We start from the raw sequence: 16,337 nt of genomic DNA on the forward strand, positions 1-16,337 counted from the left end.
TTCTAGGAAAATGCCTATCGGCTAAGCGGCTAACGCTTGTTCCGGTCCATATACCAGCGCGCAAGCTCCCGCGCCTCCTGCTCCGGCAGACCCGCCAAGCGGAAAAACGCTCCGCGTCCGCCCGACGCCACGGCAATCTGCAAAGTGGACAAGCCGAGCCTGCGCTGAAGCGGCCCGATCTCCACGCTGACGGACTGCACCCGCGACAGCGGAATGACCGCCGTCGTCTTCGCCAACCGGCGGAAACGCAGGACGAGCATCCGGCCTTCCCGGCTCCAGCCTGCGCTCCGGCATCTCCACCATTGCCAGATCATGACGAGCGGGCACAGCAGCAGCCCGGCATAGGCCCATGGGGCGATCAAACCGGCGGCTGCCGCCCCCAGCGCCAGTACGAGCGGAATAGGCAGCATATAGCACCACAACGCCCGCCGCGGCAGCGCATGATGCTTCAGGGAAGCCGGAACCTCGAATTGAGGTGTCATCCGCTTCACGAATTCGCCGATCTCGCGATTGCGGAGCAGCGGGAACAAATGCGCGTTCTCCCCCTTTTGCGCGCCATAGCCGACGGTTTCGGCATAAAGCGCCGAATAGCCGAATAGCTGCCACAACGGCTCCTCGACGATGCGGATCGCCTGAATGCGGCGGAGCGGAACGGTCACTTGGCGGCGCTCCAACAAGCCTCGGGTCAGAAGCAGCTTGTTTTCTTTGCGCGTAATCGTAAAGTTTGCGAACTTCAAGACAGACGCGATCGCCGCGATCATCCACGCCAGCAGCAAAATGCCCAGTGCAAACAAAGGGATCATCGCCGCATCGAGCGCATTCCACAAGTAACGATACACATGAAAATCCGGAAACAGCTCGTCAAGCTTGCCCATAACCGCCGCCAGCAAAGAAACGGACACCCCGAACCCGCCCGTGGTCAGCGCGGCGATGAACAAGCTCCCGGCCGGAAGCTTGTAGGTCAACCGCAGCTTGGCAGGCTCGTTCCCGGGCTGTCCTTGAGCTTGAGGCGCTTTCCCCGGCTCCAGCATGCTCCGCAGCCGCGCGGCGTCCCCGCGGGAGAGCGCCGAGAACACCGCCTCCGGCTTCTGGCCTCCGGTGGTCTGTACCTCGACGCGGACCAGCCCAAATAAGCGGTGCAGCACCCCTTCCGTCACATCGACGGACTGGATACGCTCCAGCGGGATGAACGTCTTTTTTTGCACGAATACGCCCTGCGTTACCTTAAGCTGCTCGTCCGACACTTCGTACCGGAACCGGCGCCAGGACAAAAATCCCCATACGATGGAGCCTACTAGCGCGACCAAGCTCCAACCGACCTGAAAATAGAGGGGGCCGCCGGACCCGGAACGCGAATGCTTGGACAGAAAAATCACGATGAGCGGCACGATGAGTCCTTTGACGATCTGCAGCGAGACCAATACGGCGGCAAACGGGTGGAGCCTTCCCTCAGAGGTCTTCACGCTAGAGGTCTTCATGGGACACCTTCGCCAGCTCCGCAATCCGCACGCGCAGCGCTTCCGCCGTCTCGCTGGTCAGCACGGGGATCTGATGGCTGCCTGCCGCCGTGGCGAACGTAATGCCCGCTAGCCCGTAGGCTCGCAGCAGCGGACCTTGATGCGTATCGACATGCTGGATGCGCACCATCGGAACGAGCGTCCGTTTGACGAACATGACCCCTTGCTGCAGCATAATTTCGTCTTCCCGCACCTCGTAACGCCACCGTTTCCAGCGCAGCTCGGGCATGACAAGAACCGTCAGGACGATTTCCGCCAGCACGCCTGCCGCAAGCAGTACGGGAATCCACCCGGGCCAATGAAAGCGATGCGCGAGATAAAATACGACGGCGGCCAGCAGGGCGGAGACCACCGAAGCGATGAATCCGCTCCATCTCCAGACGACGATGGCTTTGCGGTCAATTTGTTCCTGCGGCTCGATCATTCGATTCACTCCAATACATGGCAAAAAGCTCTATCGCTTTATTATCGAACAAACGCGTCCGCTCTGCAACCGGCCAACCCTGGCGTCATCCTGAAAGGACAAAGACAAAACCCGACGCGGTTCATGCTTTACGCATGCCGTTTCGGGCTTTTGTTGCATGGCTTAGGTGAATGGCGCCGGGGGCATCCCCAGCTACGGCCACCCCCGGTTGGTCATACCGATTCGGTCGTGCCAGGACCGTCCTTCGCCGCCTGTTCCTGGAGCAGCCCGGCCAGCTTGCGGTCGGTCTCCTCGTCGGGCAGCGGGCGATACAGCGTCAGCTTCAAATCCGGATCGTCGTAAAGCTGGAACGTAATATGCTCCATGATCAGCGTACCTGCTTTGGGATGCCGCATTTCCTTTTTTCCGATCCGCGTACCGAAAATGTCGTGTCTCGGCCACCATGTGCGGAACTCCGGACTGAGCTCCGTCAGTTCCTCCACCAATGCCTTGAACCACGGTTCGCCGACGAACCGGCTGCAGGTCGAGCGGAATTGCGCCAGCAGCCGCTGCGCGTGGTCTTCCCAATCCGCCAGCAGCGCCCGGTACGCAGGCGAAGCAAAGCAGCGCCAGATGGCGTTCCGCTCTTTATCATTCATCCGGTTAAAATCGCCGAACACTACGCACGCCGCTTGATTCCAAGCGATGACGTCCCAGCGGTGATCGGTGACGTAGGCCGGACAATCGGCAAAATGGTCCATGAAATTTTGCAGCACGGGATGCGCTTTGTCTTGGCGGGATATGGCGGCTTGGGCCGGTGGCAGCTGCTGATGCGCCAGCAGGAACAGGTGGTTCCGCTCCTCCACGCTCAAACGAAACACCTGGGCGAGGCTTTCCAATACTTCGGCCGATACATGGATGTCTCTCCCCTGCTCCAGCCACGTATACCATGTCAAGCCTACCCCGGCCAACTGGGCCAGCTCTTCGCGCCGCAGTCCTTTGGCCTTGCGCCGGGGCCCTGTCGGCAATCCGAAATCCGCGGGCAGCAGCCGGCTTCGGCGCGACTTCAGAAAATCCCCCAGTTCCTTTCTGCGCTCCTGATCTTGACGAATCACAGGATTTTCTCCTCCCAAAACCGTTACTCCGAATACTAGGATAAACAAGAATCTATTTAGATGATTGTAGTTCCTATAACATGACGTTGTAAAGAATCCATCCACAAGGAGGTGATTCGGATGAAAGCTTCCTTTGCTGAAACGACGCAATGCTCCCCTTTGACACGAAGCTTGGTGTTTCTCATGGCGTTGACTTGCGGTTTTACCGTAGCCAACGTGTATATCAATCAGACGCTGCTGGTGGGCATGGCGCATACGTTCCAGACGACCGAGGTGCAGATCGGACTTGTGGCGACGCTGGTTCAGATCGGTTACGCGTTTGGCAACCTGTTTCTCGTACCGCTCGGGGACCGGGTGGAGCGGCGACGGCTGATCATCGCGCTGCTCGGTCTCGTTAGCCTCGCCTTGGCGTTGGCCGCGATGGCGCCGAGCGCAAGCTGGCTGATTGCCGCCCATCTGCTGATCGGGGCGACGACCGTTGTCCCGCAGATCGTCTTTCCATGGGCCGCGGAGCTGGTCGATGTCCGGCAGCGCGGCAACGTGCTGGGAAAGGTCGCTATCGGGCTCATCTGCGGCATTTTCGGCGCCCGGCTGCTCAGCGGAATCGTAGACGCCCAGCTCGGCTGGCGGGCAATGTACTGGATTTCGCTTGCCTGTATGCTGCTGCTCATCGGGTGGGTACGCTGGAAGTTCCCGAGAAGTAAGCCGTCGGCCACTCTGACGTACGGAGCGCTTTTGCGATCCTTGGGGCCGTTATTTTTGAAGGAATCCGTCCTGCGGCAAGCTTGCTTGAGTCAAGGCATGGTGTTTGGCGCGTTCAGCGTATTTTGGACCACCCTGGCGTTCCTGCTGAAATCGCCCACCTACTCGCTAGGAAGCGAATTCGTCGGCATTGTGGGCTTGATCGGATTCGGAGGCGTGTTTGCCTCACCTGTCGTCGGACGCATCATTGACCGCAAAGGCGCGTGGTTTGCCAACCTGCTGTGCCTGCTGGTCGTTGCGGCTTCGTTCTTGCTTCTTGCGATTTCGAGTAACCGGCTGCCGATCCTGCTGCTCGGCGCGTTCCTGCTCACCGTCGGCACGCAAGCGAATCAAGTCGCCTGCCAAGCGCGGATCTTCGCGCTGTCTGCCGCAGCGCGCAGCCGGTTGAACGGTTTGTACATGGTCTCGACCTTTCTGGGTGGCGCTGCAGGCTCCTATCTCGGGGTGCTGGCGTGGAGCCACGGACAGTGGAGTATGGTGTGCCTGACGGGGGCGCTCATGGCGGCCGCCTCATTCGGCGGACTGGCCGGACGCCGGCGCAATCAAGCGGATGGAGCGAGAGCCGCTGAGGAAAAGTCTGGAACACGATAATAAAAGTAAAAAGGAGCTTACGCATGACATCTTCGCACGAACAAACATACCAGAAGGGCTTGGAGATTTTGGCCCAAATCGATAAAGAAAATTATCAAGCGATTGTCGACAGCTTCAAGCACTCCCCCGCTCCCGATCTGGGAAGGCTGGCCGTCGAATTCAATTACGGACAGCTGTTTTCGCGTCCCGGATTGGATTTGAAATCCCGCTTGCTCGCCTCCGTCGCGGGCTTGACGGTACTGGGGAACACGCAGCAATTGCGGTTTTATATTAATGGGGCGCTTAACGTCGGCTGGACCGAGGAAGAGATTGTGGAAACGATCTTGCAGATGATCATCTACGCCGGGTTTCCGGTCGCGCTGAACGCGATCTTCTCGGTCGCTCAGGAGGTGTTCGAGAGCAGGAGAGCGAAAGAAGCCGGTAGTAGTGGGAGTCAGACAGCGGAATAACGAGGCGGACGTGGATGAGCTGGCGAAGGTGGATAAGAATGAGCCTAAGCGTATGCGAGTGAGGATGAGTATGCCGAGCGTGGGCTGATGTGACGAGAACGAACAAGGATAGGCGACAGCATGCGGGAATGGTTAGCTAGGACAAGTTACGATTGACGGTCGGCAGGTACGTGCAAGGACCGACAGGGACGCTACGACTTACGTGCCGTGCAAACCTCTGTTAAATTTCTTGCCGTCTTCGAAAAAGGGATACGTCTCACTTTCACCCTTGCACAATGGGAATACGACGAAAAGACCGCTGCGATGGCTGGAAACCAGCTTTTCGCGGCGGTCTTTTCTTGTAGCTAAGCGATGGGAGATTAAGCGTTCGCTTTCCCTTTAATCGCTTCGAGCGGTTTGTGGTTGCCGTATTTCGGGTACTCGCGCGTCGTCGGCGCGGCCCATTGGGCGGCGTTGCGGATGACGCGGCGCACCTGCTCGTTGTAATAGGTCGGGTACGTTTCATGACCCGGACGGAAGTAGAAGATTTTGCCTTGGCCGCGATGGAACGTGCAGCCGCTGCGGAATACCTCGCCGCCCTCGAACCAGCTGACCATAATCAGCTCGTCCGGCTGCGGGATGTCAAAATGCTCGCCGTACATTTCCTCGGCCGGCAGCTCGATATATTCGCCAATGCCTTCGACGATCGGATGGCCCGGGGATACGACCCAGATGCGCTCCTTCTCGTCAGCTTCGCGCCATTTGAGGTCGCAGCCGGTACCCATGAGCTTTTTGAAAATTTTCGAAAAATGCCCCGAATGCAGCACGATCAGCCCCATGCCGTGCAGGACGCGCTGATGGACGCGCTCTACGATTTCGTCCTGAACGTCGCCGTGGGCTTTATGACCCCACCAGATCAGCACGTCGGTGTTGTTCAGCTTTTCTTCGGTCAAGCCATGCTCCGGCTCGTCCAGCGTCGCGTAGGTTACTTCGAAGTCCGCGCCCAGCCCCTCGCCGATTGCCGTGTGAATGCCATTCGGATATACGGAACGCACGATCTCGCTTTCTTTTTCATGACGGAATTCATTCCATACGGTAATGCGCAGTTTTTGGCTCATGAGAGTCCCTCCACATTGGAATTGGAAGCTTTTCTTACAGTATAGTGAATCCCTTTGCAAAAAGATATTCCCAATCCTGTTTCGTCTGTATGCAAAACTGCCATCGACGTCTGTTTCGTGATATACTGAATTGCGGAATGTGCCTAGAGAGGCTATAGACCTATCTATTCAAAAATGGCTTACCGCTATTGTATACACTGAAGCGAGGTGCGCCTGCGAAGCGATGAAAACCGTCGTCGAAATGCCAATGGAAACGGCCAGCGAGGAGGAGGTTATTTACCAGAACCCGCTGCTGTTCTTAAAAATATGGGAAATTCTCTCGGATTCGCCCTACCACGGCCTCTCGGAGAAATGCCGGTGGCATTACCACAAGGAAGTGGAGTTTCTAGCCATCATCGAGGGGCGGCTCGGCATCCAGACGAAGCACGAGTACACCGTCATCGGTCCCGGCGATCTGATCGTGCTCGGGTCCTCGCAGCTCCACCGGACGGCCAAGCTCGATCCGGGGAGGCTTCGCTATATTGTATTTCAGGTCGATTTATCCCAGCATTTCGACCAAAGCACAATGCCTTACCTGCACTGCTTCTCGGAGCTGACGCAGCCGCTGTGGAAGCTGAATTATATTTTTCGCGACCATGATGCAGCGCGGCAGGAAGCGTACGCGCTCATCATGGATATCTTCGCTGAATCCCAAAGCCGGATGCGCGGCTACGAGCTGGCCATCAGCGCTTCGATCAAGCGGCTGATGCTGCTGCTCATGCGCAGCGACACGGCGGGCGTGCTCGGCGGCACGGAGGAAACCGAGCTGACCCGGCTCCGCCCGGCGCTCGATTACGTCGACCGGCATCTGAGCGAGAAAATCGCCGTGGAGGACATGTGCGGGCTGCTGAACCTGAGCTACCACTATTTCATCAAGTATTTCAAGAAGGTCATGGGCCTTTCCTTCGTCGATTACGTCAACTACAAGCGCGTAAAAAAAGCCGAACGCCTGCTGCTGACGCGCGATCTGAGCATCGTCGAGGTCGGCTTCGAGGTCGGCATCCCCAACATGGCCCAGTTCTACAAGCTGTTCAAGCGGCACAATCACTGCTCGCCGAAAGAGTTCAAGCAGCGAATGCGCGGCGAAGCCGGCGTCGGCGTGAGCGAAGCCGCACCGCAGGCGTAAGCTATGGACGGGCCTACGACGCATGAGGGGCAGAGCGAATCATCCATACGGCGCATGGCGAAAGAGTGCCCGTACAAAATAAAGGAACTCAAGTAACTTATTCCCTCCGAACTAGGGGTGTCTGCGAAAATAGAGGAAGTACACTTCCTCTATCAGCCTCCGTCCGCGCCACATGCACATTTTTCGACACGTATAAAGCATCTCAGTTCCGCTACATTTCGGCGCCCCGCCAAAAGAAACAAATAGCGCATCTCAAGTGTTCTATTCCCCAACAACCAGCTAGAAACCTACTCCCGCTACAAAAACATCGGCTTCCCGTGCGGATTCAGCAGGTAAGCCCGAACGCGCAAGGTGCCCGAAGCCGACACAAGCACCTGTCGCTTCAAGAGGCTCTGCAACAGCTCCCGCGCATACCGCACGCTTACCCCTAAGTGCTGGCTCACTTCCGCAGGGGTCACCCGCCGCTGCTTATGAACGAGCAATCGCACAATTTCTTTCTCCTTCAGGGTCAACGCGATCGGCACACTCTCGTCCCCGAACCATCTGCCCATCAGCTGCTGGATCATTTGCTGACAGCGCCTCGGCTTCTCTTTTATATCGTCGTAAGCAAAGCGAAACACCTTCCAATCGTCAATCACCAGATGGTTCTGCCGGACAAGCTGATCGGCAAATTGCCAGCGGCTCGCATCCCGGCTGTGCGGACCGTAGCCGTCGATTTCGAAGCATACTTTGAACGGCGGGCGCAGATAGGCAAAATCCAAGTAGCGGGTTCCATCCTTGAAGTCATGAACCTCAAACTCCGGATGCAGGTGTTCAAAACGTCCGACAGCCGGCCACCACACTTCCTGCAGAAAAAGCTTCTCCGCATGCCCAAGCCCCTCCTTCAACCGCCGCAGCCTCTCACCCGCTGCCGACTGCACATGCGCATCCAAAAAAGCTTCGTAAGCGTCTTGAAATCTCATCCCTCAGTCCACCTCCGGAAAAATAAAAAACCGCCCGATCCCCATTACGGAGATGGACGGTGTGTGCTTCACAACCAATTCGTATCCCTTATCATAACGAATCAAGCACCAACAAGCAAGACGCGGAGGTAGCCCCCTCCCTCGTCGCTTAAAAAATCCGGTTCTGCCAGCCAAGCAGTTTCGCGATAGCCTCTACGTAATAATAATCTCCGTAGATCAACGAGACGTCGATATTTTGCCCGGCCGGCTTGTTGCCCGTGCCTTCGAGCAGAATGCCTTCGTGCTCGAGACGGTCCCACGTCGCGTAATGCTGCGTCAGCGAGAGCAGAATGCGCTCCGCTGCGCGGCGATACACCGCGCCTTCAACCCCGGGGAGCACCGCGCCCAGCTCGATCAGGCCGGAAACGGCGCACGTCGCCGCCGACGTATCGCGAGGCTCGCCGTCGAGCGGGTCGGCGGCGCGAAAATCCCAATGCGGCACGTGGTCGTCCGGCAGGCAGGCCAGGAAGTAATGCGCCACCTGCTGCGCCGCATACAAATACCGCTTGTCGCCCGTGTAGCGGTACGTGTTCGCCATGCCGTGCAGCGCCCACGAAGCGCCGCGGCTCCAGGACGAGTCCGGCCCATGGCCTTGGCCGCCGAGCGGCTCGATCAGCTCGCCCGTTTGCGGGTCGAAGCTGAGAATATGGTTCACCGAACCGTCCGGGCGGATGAACTTATCGATTACCGTATCGGCATGCGCTCTGGCGATATGATCAAAGCGGGGATCGCCGATCTCCTGTGCCGCCCAGAACAAGATGGACAGGTTCATCGACGAATCGACGATCGACCAGCCAGTCTTATCTTGATTCCACGCGCGCAGGAAGCTGCCCGCAAGATTAAACCGTCCCGCGAGGAAGTTCGCAGCCTGCAAGCCGCGGCGCTTGGCGTCCTTGTCGCCGGTCAGCTTGTATTTGATGACGGAACTAGGAAGAAACTGGAACCCCACGTCGTGGTGAAAATTGTTGTCTTGAATCGTCTTTTGCTCGAACTTTTCGTCCCAAGGCCATGCGGCTTCCCGGTAGTGCTCTTTTCCGGTCATGTCGTACATGATCCACAGAATGCCCGGCCAGAAGCCGGCCGTCCACCAATCCAGCCGCATATCGTCGTACAGACCGTCGGCTTTGGCCACGTGCGGCGATTTTTCTCCAAGCTGCCCGATCATTCGGTCCACCTTCACCTGCAAAGCGTCCCAAATCGCCGGGAGCGCCGCCTTCAGATCGGACGCCTGCGTCCACTTGCTCGTATCGATCGCTGTCATGCGTGAAACTCCTCCTCCGGAATCAAATCGTAATAAATGCCGTAGCCATCCCTTCGCACGCCGCACTCACCACCGATACCCGTGAATGCTCTGCCCCGGACTTTCCGCCGCCACCAACCAGCGACGCTGCCGGACCTCCGGCCGTAACGAAGTCCGTGACCGAGATGCCCGCCGGCAAGCCACCCTGCGGATCGACGTAAATCCCGGCCAGCCCCGTGGCGAGCTGAACCAGCCGCGAACCGCGGATCGTGCCGAGACCGTCCAGCAGCCGGCCGTCCCCCGCAAGACCAAAGCGGACGAAGCTCGCCGCGTCGGGGCAGAACACGCCATGGGCATCGTAGGCCCGTGCTTCCACATAAACCCGCCCGTCCTCCTGCGGCTCGGCCGTCAGCCGCAGCTCCGCAGGAGCGCCCCAGACTTCCGTCTGGTATTCGAAAGTCACTTCGTCCTCCACAGTGACGCCGTCTTTGACCGCAACGACCTTCACATGGTTCATGCCCGCTTCCAACACCGTCTCCCAGCGCAAGCCTGCCGCGGGGAAATTTTGCGAATCGCGCTTCTTCACGCCGAGGCTCCGCCCATTCAGGAACAGCTCCGCCTCCACGCAGTTGGAATACACCTTGATCGTCTTCCGCTCGCCCGGAGCGCCCCAGCGTACCGGCATGGAATGCCCGTAGATGTGGGCCATCGGCTTCGTCGCCCAATACGATTGGAAGACGTAGTAAGCTTCTTTTTTCGTAAAATCGCGCTCGACGATCCCCTTCATGTTCAAATACGGAATCGGCGAATCCGGACGCACCGGCGTCGCAAAATCTTTAAACGACCACTGCGCCGCCCCGGTCAGCCAATCCATATGCTCCTGCGACTTTAAATACCAGTCGATCATTTCGCAAAAATACGTCTCCGACCAATCGCCGTCCCGGGAGACGCGCGGCTCGCCACCGGTCAGCAGGTAATCGCCGTCGCGCTCGTCCGTCGTGCCGTCGCCGCGGGGAATAAATTCGAAGCCCGTGTACGTCTTCTCCACATGCCGGGTCGGCAAATTGTCCGCGCCCCACTCCATATGGAAGAATGAGCGCACATTATCGAACGCCGAGCGGCAGCTCGCTTCGTAATCGGTGTAAATGCCGCGGTACCAGCCCGCCCAGATGGAAGGCGAATACACGTCGACGATGTCCTTGCAAAACTCGCAGCGGCGGATCGCGGTCAGCCGTCCCGGGTCGAGCTTATGCGACAGATCGTGGAGCTCCTTCATGAACCGGCGGATGTCTTCCTGATCGAAATAGTCGAAATCGCACTCCCAATCGTTCTCGTTGCCTAGGCCCCACAGAATGACCGACGGATGATTGTAATGCTGCTCGATCATCGCCGTCAGCATGTCCCGGCACTGCTGCCGGTAGCTGTCGCCGCCAAGACCGCCGCGGCACCATGGGATCTCCTCCCAGACGAGAATGCCCAGCTCATCGCACAGCTCCAGCACGATACGCGACTGCTGGTAATGGCCGAGGCGGATGAAGTTCGCGCCTATCTCCTTGATGAGCTGCATCTCGCAGCGGATCATCTCCTCGGTCATCGCCGGTCCGACACCCGCATGATCCTCGTGCCGATGCGTGCCGCGAAGCAGAAGCCGCTCGCCGTTCAGCTTGAACGGGCCGTGATCGACAAACTCGAAATACCGGACGCCGAATCGTTCCGCAAGCTCCGTCTCGCCGTGTACGCTTTCCGCCCGAACCGTGCAGCCGTACAGGTACGGGTCGTCCGTGCTCCACAGGTGCGGATCGGCCAGCTCGTAGACCGCCAGCTCCTTCTCGCCCTCCCAAGGCAGGCAGCTCACGCTCGATTCGGCAAGCACGGCCCCTTCGTGGTCCGTCAGCCGGATCGTCAGCTTGAGGCTCTCCCGCTGCGCATTCGGATTGTACAGCTTGGCTCTGACCTTCACGGTACAGCTCTGCTTCCCATCCCCCGCCGCCAAACTGCCCGTATCCGCTTCCACATGAACCCGGGCAAGCGACACGGCAGGCACATACACGAGATTCAAATACCGGTAAATGCCCCCATACAGGTTAAAATCGCTCGCGTCCGACGGAATCGTCTCCAGCTCCCGGCTGTTGTCGCACGCAACCGCTACCGGGACCAGCCCTTGATACCGCTCAATGCCCGCCGCTTCGGCCGCTGCCTCAGTGATGTCGACCGTGAACTCGTCATAGCCTCCGAGATGCGAGCCGACCTTGCTCGTGTACACATAGACATCGGTACGCTGTCCGGCGCCTTCGAAATGCAGCAGCGTCCGCCCGTTCGGATACGGATTGTTCACCGCGAGCTTCGTCCGGTACCAGCCCTGCCCCTGATAATATTTGCCGTCCGGGTCCATGACGTCGAGTGCATTGTACGTATGCGGCAGCTCCACTTTGTGCCACGGTACATTGTAGTGATTCTGGAGCTTGTCGGCCCGCCATACTTCCCACGGACCGCCGAGGCTGCCCCGGTAATGCTCCCATGCTTCGATTAACCGCTGTTTGATCATTATGAGGCCATCCCTTTCGCGCCAATAAAGTATGCTTTCAGCATAACAAAAAAAACGCCCGCATAGTTTGGCGCTCTTATGATAAAATGTTGCTATATTACGGTGGAGGTCATCGCATGAAGCAGATGAACTACTTGAACCTGAATCGTCATCCCGTGCAGCTATCGTTTTACAAAGACCGGACGAACGAGTTCGTCGAAATCTACCACGCGCATCAGGGAATGGAGCTTTTATATGTCCATGAGGGGCAAGGAACGGCCGTTGTAGAACAACAAATCTTCCAGATGTCGCCCGGCACCGTCTTTTGCTTCAAGCCGTTTCAGCTGCATCGCATCCGGATCGGCGAGCTGCCCAAGCAGCCGTATGTCCGCTCCTTGTTCGTCTTCGAGCCTGCCGTGCTCGACGAGACGCTCACTCCGTTTCCCGGACTTCGGACTTTTTTCCAATCACTGTGGAAAGACCCGCTGGCCCCCCAGGTGTACCGGACGCCGGACCCCGCCGCCATGGACGCGCTGCTCCGCTCCCATCTTCCCCGCCTTGCGCCCAAGGAAGATGCCGAGCTGCTGCTGGAAGAGCAACTGCTGTTTCTGACCGCGTTCGTGCATCACTTGAAATCGGCAGCGGAACCGGCCGGCTCGCCGCTGACGGAGCGACCCGCACTGCCTAAAGCATCGGCTACCGCCGAGAAAATTATGGCTTGGATCGAAAAGCATTACATGGAGCCCTTCGAGCTGGAACGGCTCGCGCAGGAGATTCATTTGTCCCCGAATCACGTATCCGCCGTCTTCCGGCAATCGGTAGGCAGCAGCATCACCGAATATTTGACGGCGCGTCGCATCCGGCAAGCGTGCTGGCTGCTGCGGACCACCGACAAACCGGTGCAGGACATCGGCCGTGCGGTCGGGCTTGGCAATTTTTCGTATTTTTGCCAGCTGTTCAAGAAGCAGGTCGGCCTCACGCCGAACCGGTTCAAACGGGAACCGTACGAAGCGGACAGCAAGCGGAAACCTTGATCTTTGGATGGAACGTGCCACGCCTTATGGATGGCGTTCCTTTTCCTGCCATGCTATACTTTAAAAAGGCTCATGAGCCTTTTGACTTTAATGAATTACGAGGTATTTTTTCATGTGCATCCAAATGTGCGTTCAATTCATGCGTTTACGGTAATGTGAGGTACAGAACACATAATCCCGGCTGAAAAAGCTTCTGGCCCGGGTTTATTTGTGCTGTACCTTTTTCATTCCCACAAAACGAATGAATGAGGTGCATATTTGTCATGCCAAAAAATAAACGTCCGTCCCGTCAAGCGGGGCGTTTTACCCCTTCCAACTTTTCAGGCCAACACCTGATTCGCGATACATCGCTTGTCCGCCGCATGATCGAGCTTGCCCGCCTCTCACCCCAGCCGCTTGTGCTGGATATCGGGGCGGGAGCCGGAGCGTTGACGCTTCCGCTCGCCCAAGAAGGCTGGCAGGTGCTCGCCATCGAAAACGACCCCCGTTTCGCCGAGAAGCTCCGCGGCAAGCTCGGAGAAGCGGAAGGCATCCGGCTCATCGAGGCCGACTTTCTGGAAATGCCGCTTCCCCGCAAGCCTTTCGGGGTCATAGCCAACATTCCTTTTGCCATTACAACGGCGGTGCTCGGCAGGCTGATGGATCATCCCGCCGTCCCGTTCCGGCATGGCGTGCTGATCGTCGAGCTCGGGGCGGCCCGCCGCTTTACGGCCGATCCGGTCACGCAGGCGCGCATCCTGGGATGGCGCATGCAGTTCGATCTGAAGCTCGCCGAGCCGGTATCGCCCGACTGCTTCTCGCCCCCGCCCCGGGTGCAATGCGCGATCCTGACCGTACGCCGCAAAAAGGAGCCGCTCGTGCGGCCGAGCGACCATGCCCGCTTCATGGGGCTCGTCACGCAAGCGCTCCGGGTACCCGGCACCCCGCTGCACGCTGCGCTCGGGCCATGGTTTACCCCGGCCCAGCTGAAGCATCTCGTCAAGCTGCTGCGGGTGGACCGGAGCGTGCCGGTCGGCAGCTTGAACGAGCGGCAGTGGGCCGACGTCTTCGAGACGATGATCCGCTATGTCGAGCCATACCGGTGGCCCAAGGCAGGCGGCTTGTCCAAGCGGTAAGCGTCAGCCCTTCCGGAATGACCGAGTAAGTGAACCCATTGAGGTATGACATTTACAATTTTGCCAATACTACGAACGTCGTCCGAACCGGCTGGAAACAGCCGGTCACCATGAAACACCGAAGGGAGAAGCTGCAATGGCTCGACAATCCGCAGTTCGCGGCGGGACGGGGACCAACTGGTTGACGGACCCTGATATACCGTTTTCCCGCAACATTATTTTGCATCTGCTGCTCGCTGTCTTTGTTGTCTTTTGGATCGTCATGGCGATCTCGCCGACCGACCGGATCCAATGGCTGATGGAAAACCTTCTTGTTGTTGCGGCTTTTTTCACCCTGCTGTTTACGTACAAAGCATTCCGCTTCTCGAATCTATCTTATTTGCTGATCTTTCTATTCCTTTGCGCACATACCTTCGCGGCTCACTATACGTATCAGAACACGCCGGTCGATCAGTGGCTGAAAGCTTCGTTTCAACTGCAAAGAAGCTACTTCGACCGGGTCGTGCACTTCTTGTTCGGTCTGCTTCTTACCTACCCGCTTCGGGAACTGCTTACTCGGGCTGCGGGTCTGCGCAATTTTTGGTCTTACGGGATTCCGGTCATGACGATGCTCGGTTGCAGCGCGTTGTTCGAAAACGTGGAGATGGGGGCCGCTCTCGTGGCCGGACAAGCCGGAGCCGACTATGTCGGGCTGCAGGGCGATGTGTTCGATACGCAGAAGGATATGAGCTTAGGCTTTACCGGGGCTCTGCTATCCATGATCACTCTCGCCATCATCCTGCGAAAAACAAAGCACACGGCGCCTTCACATTCCTGATTCAGCGTTCTGCAGCGGGGCCCGAATCTTCGGCTTCCGCCCCGCTTGCAGGGATGCCCCAACGTCTACTCCTCTGCCGCCGGACCGCGCCTTGCGAATTGCTTGCGGTATTCGCTCGGGGACAGACCGGTCTGCTTCTTGAAGACGCGGGAGAAATAGTACAGCTCAAGGCCGATCTTCTCGGCTATATCCGTCACGGTCCATTCGGTTGCGGACAGCAGCTCCTTCGCTTTATCCATCCGCTTGCGGTTAATGTAGGCGATCGGGGAAAGCCCCAGCATCGTTTTGAAATATTGCATGAAGTAATTGGGGTGAAAATGTACGAGCCGCGCCAGCTCTTCAACCGTGATCCGTTCCTGCAGATGCTCGTCTACGTAGTGGAGCACCGTGTTGATTTTTCCCGTTTCGGACATCGGCGCAAGCCGCAGCCCCCGCTCCCGCTCCAGCACTTCTTCCATATACCCGGAAACGATCTCCAGCAGCACCGATTTGATGCGCAGCGGAGCCGTCAGCGACGGATTGTTGTACAGTCCGATCAAATCCTCGAACTGCTTCTCAAGCCCCGCTTCGTCCCGGACATCGATGCAGTAGGGCAGCTCCAGCATTTGAAACAGGTTCACGTCTCCCACCGTTGCCGTAAAATGGCACCAATATTTGCCGAAGCCGTTGTCGCCGAGCCGGCCGAACGATAGCCGCATTCCTGCCGGCAGCAGCAGCAATTGCCCCGGCTTCGGGTGGTAGAGCCGATCGCGCAGCCGAATCCACCCTTCCCCTTCACGTATATAATAGAGCCGGTTCACATCCGGCAGCTCGTTGATGCTCCGCCAATTCGGCCCCACCTTGGAGTAATAGGCCATCGTCACCGTCATTTGCGTATTGTCCAAATAGCTGCGCATTCGTTGAAGCTGATTAGAGTCCATCGCAGAGCCGCTCCTCGCGCCGGAATGCTGCTTGGCGCTACATTTTTTTGATTAGTCGATCGCACCAGTCCATATAGAGGCGCTCATATCGAATGCCGAATTCGACGACGGAGATGGTAGCAGCAATCGGGTCCCTGCTGTCGGACGTGGTCAGCATGGTCTCCAGCTCCGCGACCTTTTTTTCATACGCCGCCAGTCTTTCTTCATGCTGCCTCTTGGTTTCCTCGAGTCGTCCGATCATCCGCTCGGGATCGACAAGCCAAATATTATAAGCCTTCAACAAAAAATCGTCGCGGATTCTTTCCAGCTCTCCCGATTCGAGCGTCCACTGGATGAGGGCGTCCCGGCCGGCTTCCGTAATTTCGTACAATTTACGGGCCGGACGGTTGGCCTGCTGCTCGATGCCTTGCAGCTTGACCAGGCCTTCTCCTTCCATTTTGGACAATTCGGGATACACCTGATTGCTGCCCACTTTCCAGAAGGGACCGAACCGGTCGTTCATTTGCTGCTTGATATCGTAACCGCTTAGCGGCTGGCGCGCCAATAAGGAAAGCAAAGCATAACGAATGGACATGAAGACAACTCCT

The 16,337-nt window shown here is 58.0% G+C and carries 15 protein-coding genes; 6 read left to right on the forward strand and 9 right to left on the reverse strand.

Annotated elements, in window-relative coordinates:
- Window positions 1-29 precede the first annotated feature (29 nt).
- The 3 genes from KQX66_RS06985 to KQX66_RS06995 form a co-directional block, all read right to left on the reverse strand.
- Window positions 30-1,478 carry a PH domain-containing protein gene (locus KQX66_RS06985; RefSeq protein ID WP_216791357.1) on the reverse strand — a complete coding sequence of 483 codons (1,449 nt, stop codon included), beginning with the start codon at window positions 1,476-1,478 and terminating at the stop codon, window positions 30-32.
- Window positions 1,465-1,941 carry a PH domain-containing protein gene (locus KQX66_RS06990; RefSeq protein WP_216791359.1) on the reverse strand — a complete coding sequence of 159 codons (477 nt, stop codon included), beginning with the start codon at window positions 1,939-1,941 and terminating at the stop codon, window positions 1,465-1,467. Before KQX66_RS06990 ends, KQX66_RS06985 begins: the two co-directional genes overlap by 14 nt.
- Before the next feature lie 212 nt (window positions 1,942-2,153).
- Window positions 2,154-3,032 carry a helix-turn-helix transcriptional regulator gene (locus tag KQX66_RS06995; RefSeq protein ID WP_216791716.1) on the reverse strand — a complete coding sequence of 293 codons (879 nt, stop codon included), beginning with the start codon at window positions 3,030-3,032 and terminating at the stop codon, window positions 2,154-2,156.
- 123 nt (window positions 3,033-3,155) lie between these two features.
- On the opposite strand from KQX66_RS06995, the gene KQX66_RS07000 reads away from it, so the two are divergent.
- Together KQX66_RS07000 and KQX66_RS07005 are read left to right on the forward strand one after the other, a co-directional pair.
- Window positions 3,156-4,388: an MFS transporter gene (locus KQX66_RS07000; protein WP_216791361.1), complete on the forward strand. Its 1,233-nt coding sequence runs from the start codon at window positions 3,156-3,158 to the stop codon at window positions 4,386-4,388.
- A 23-nt stretch (window positions 4,389-4,411) separates the two neighbouring features.
- Window positions 4,412-4,837, forward strand: a complete 426-nt coding sequence (locus KQX66_RS07005) for a carboxymuconolactone decarboxylase family protein (RefSeq protein WP_216791363.1) — start codon at window positions 4,412-4,414, stop codon at window positions 4,835-4,837.
- Window positions 4,838-5,196: 359 nt separating this feature from the next.
- On the opposite strand, the gene KQX66_RS07010 is transcribed toward KQX66_RS07005, so the two are convergent.
- Window positions 5,197-5,934, reverse strand: a complete 738-nt coding sequence (locus KQX66_RS07010) for a ThuA domain-containing protein (protein WP_216791365.1) — start codon at window positions 5,932-5,934, stop codon at window positions 5,197-5,199.
- 223 nt (window positions 5,935-6,157) lie between these two features.
- Between KQX66_RS07010 and KQX66_RS07015 the strand changes: the two genes are divergently transcribed.
- Window positions 6,158-7,099, forward strand: a complete 942-nt coding sequence (locus KQX66_RS07015) for a helix-turn-helix domain-containing protein (RefSeq protein ID WP_216791368.1) — start codon at window positions 6,158-6,160, stop codon at window positions 7,097-7,099.
- A gap of 296 nt (window positions 7,100-7,395) precedes the next feature.
- Here KQX66_RS07015 and KQX66_RS07020 read toward each other — a convergent pair whose 3' ends face one another.
- The 3 genes from KQX66_RS07020 to KQX66_RS07030 form a co-directional block, all read right to left on the reverse strand.
- A complete protein-coding gene (locus KQX66_RS07020) occupies window positions 7,396-8,061 on the reverse strand; it encodes a DNA-binding response regulator (RefSeq protein ID WP_216791370.1) in 666 nt (221 codons plus the stop codon).
- 148 nt (window positions 8,062-8,209) lie between these two features.
- On the reverse strand, window positions 8,210-9,361 hold the full coding sequence (locus tag KQX66_RS07025) for a glycoside hydrolase family 88 protein (RefSeq protein ID WP_216791372.1): 1,152 nt from the start codon (window positions 9,359-9,361) through the stop codon (window positions 8,210-8,212).
- Window positions 9,362-9,383: 22 nt separating this feature from the next.
- Entirely contained in the window at window positions 9,384-11,885 is a 2,502-nt protein-coding gene (locus tag KQX66_RS07030) for a glycoside hydrolase family 2 protein (RefSeq protein ID WP_216791374.1), read from the reverse strand.
- 116 nt (window positions 11,886-12,001) lie between these two features.
- Between KQX66_RS07030 and KQX66_RS07035 the strand changes: the two genes are divergently transcribed.
- The 3 genes from KQX66_RS07035 (at window position 12,002) to KQX66_RS07045 (ending at window position 14,830) form a co-directional block, all read left to right on the forward strand.
- Window positions 12,002-12,898, forward strand: a complete 897-nt coding sequence (locus tag KQX66_RS07035; RefSeq protein WP_216791377.1) for an AraC family transcriptional regulator — start codon at window positions 12,002-12,004, stop codon at window positions 12,896-12,898.
- Between the two features lie 263 nt (window positions 12,899-13,161).
- A complete protein-coding gene (gene erm / locus KQX66_RS07040) occupies window positions 13,162-14,013 on the forward strand; it encodes a 23S ribosomal RNA methyltransferase Erm (protein WP_216791380.1) in 852 nt (283 codons plus the stop codon).
- Between the two features lie 136 nt (window positions 14,014-14,149).
- The gene (locus KQX66_RS07045; RefSeq protein ID WP_216791382.1) at window positions 14,150-14,830 is read left to right on the forward strand and encodes a DUF2238 domain-containing protein; all 681 of its coding nucleotides are present in this window, start codon (window positions 14,150-14,152) and stop codon (window positions 14,828-14,830) included.
- 65 nt (window positions 14,831-14,895) lie between these two features.
- Here KQX66_RS07045 and KQX66_RS07050 read toward each other — a convergent pair whose 3' ends face one another.
- Window positions 14,896-15,750, reverse strand: coding sequence for a helix-turn-helix domain-containing protein (locus KQX66_RS07050; RefSeq protein ID WP_216791384.1), 855 nt, complete (start codon window positions 15,748-15,750; stop codon window positions 14,896-14,898).
- A 37-nt stretch (window positions 15,751-15,787) separates the two neighbouring features.
- Window positions 15,788-16,324, reverse strand: coding sequence for a PadR family transcriptional regulator (locus KQX66_RS07055; protein ID WP_216791386.1), 537 nt, complete (start codon window positions 16,322-16,324; stop codon window positions 15,788-15,790).
- Between the last annotated feature and the right edge of the window lie 13 nt (window positions 16,325-16,337).

It is taken from the genome of Paenibacillus oleatilyticus (assembly GCF_018998565.1).
Lineage (GTDB): Bacteria > Bacillota > Bacilli > Paenibacillales > NBRC-103111 > Paenibacillus_G > Paenibacillus_G oleatilyticus.

What these genes read in the sequence shown, in the direction of transcription:
- KQX66_RS06990 (WP_216791359.1), bottom strand. Translation starts at nt 1,941, where the DNA reads ATGATCGAGCCGCAGGAACAAATTGACCGCAAAGCCATCGTCGTCTGG.
- KQX66_RS06985 (WP_216791357.1), bottom strand. Translation starts at nt 1,478, where the DNA reads ATGAAGACCTCTAGCGTGAAGACCTCTGAGGGAAGGCTCCACCCGTTT.
- KQX66_RS07055 (WP_216791386.1), bottom strand. Translation starts at nt 16,324, where the DNA reads ATGTCCATTCGTTATGCTTTGCTTTCCTTATTGGCGCGCCAGCCGCTA.
- KQX66_RS07050 (WP_216791384.1), bottom strand. Translation starts at nt 15,750, where the DNA reads ATGGACTCTAATCAGCTTCAACGAATGCGCAGCTATTTGGACAATACG.
- KQX66_RS07025 (WP_216791372.1), bottom strand. Translation starts at nt 9,361, where the DNA reads ATGACAGCGATCGATACGAGCAAGTGGACGCAGGCGTCCGATCTGAAG.
- KQX66_RS07020 (WP_216791370.1), bottom strand. Translation starts at nt 8,061, where the DNA reads ATGAGATTTCAAGACGCTTACGAAGCTTTTTTGGATGCGCATGTGCAG.
- KQX66_RS07035 (WP_216791377.1), top strand. Translation starts at nt 12,002, where the DNA reads ATGAAGCAGATGAACTACTTGAACCTGAATCGTCATCCCGTGCAGCTA.
- KQX66_RS07000 (WP_216791361.1), top strand. Translation starts at nt 3,156, where the DNA reads ATGAAAGCTTCCTTTGCTGAAACGACGCAATGCTCCCCTTTGACACGA.
- KQX66_RS07015 (WP_216791368.1), top strand. Translation starts at nt 6,158, where the DNA reads ATGAAAACCGTCGTCGAAATGCCAATGGAAACGGCCAGCGAGGAGGAG.
- KQX66_RS07010 (WP_216791365.1), bottom strand. Translation starts at nt 5,934, where the DNA reads ATGAGCCAAAAACTGCGCATTACCGTATGGAATGAATTCCGTCATGAA.
- KQX66_RS07005 (WP_216791363.1), top strand. Translation starts at nt 4,412, where the DNA reads ATGACATCTTCGCACGAACAAACATACCAGAAGGGCTTGGAGATTTTG.
- erm (WP_216791380.1), top strand. Translation starts at nt 13,162, where the DNA reads ATGCCAAAAAATAAACGTCCGTCCCGTCAAGCGGGGCGTTTTACCCCT.
- KQX66_RS07030 (WP_216791374.1), bottom strand. Translation starts at nt 11,885, where the DNA reads ATGATCAAACAGCGGTTAATCGAAGCATGGGAGCATTACCGGGGCAGC.
- KQX66_RS07045 (WP_216791382.1), top strand. Translation starts at nt 14,150, where the DNA reads ATGGCTCGACAATCCGCAGTTCGCGGCGGGACGGGGACCAACTGGTTG.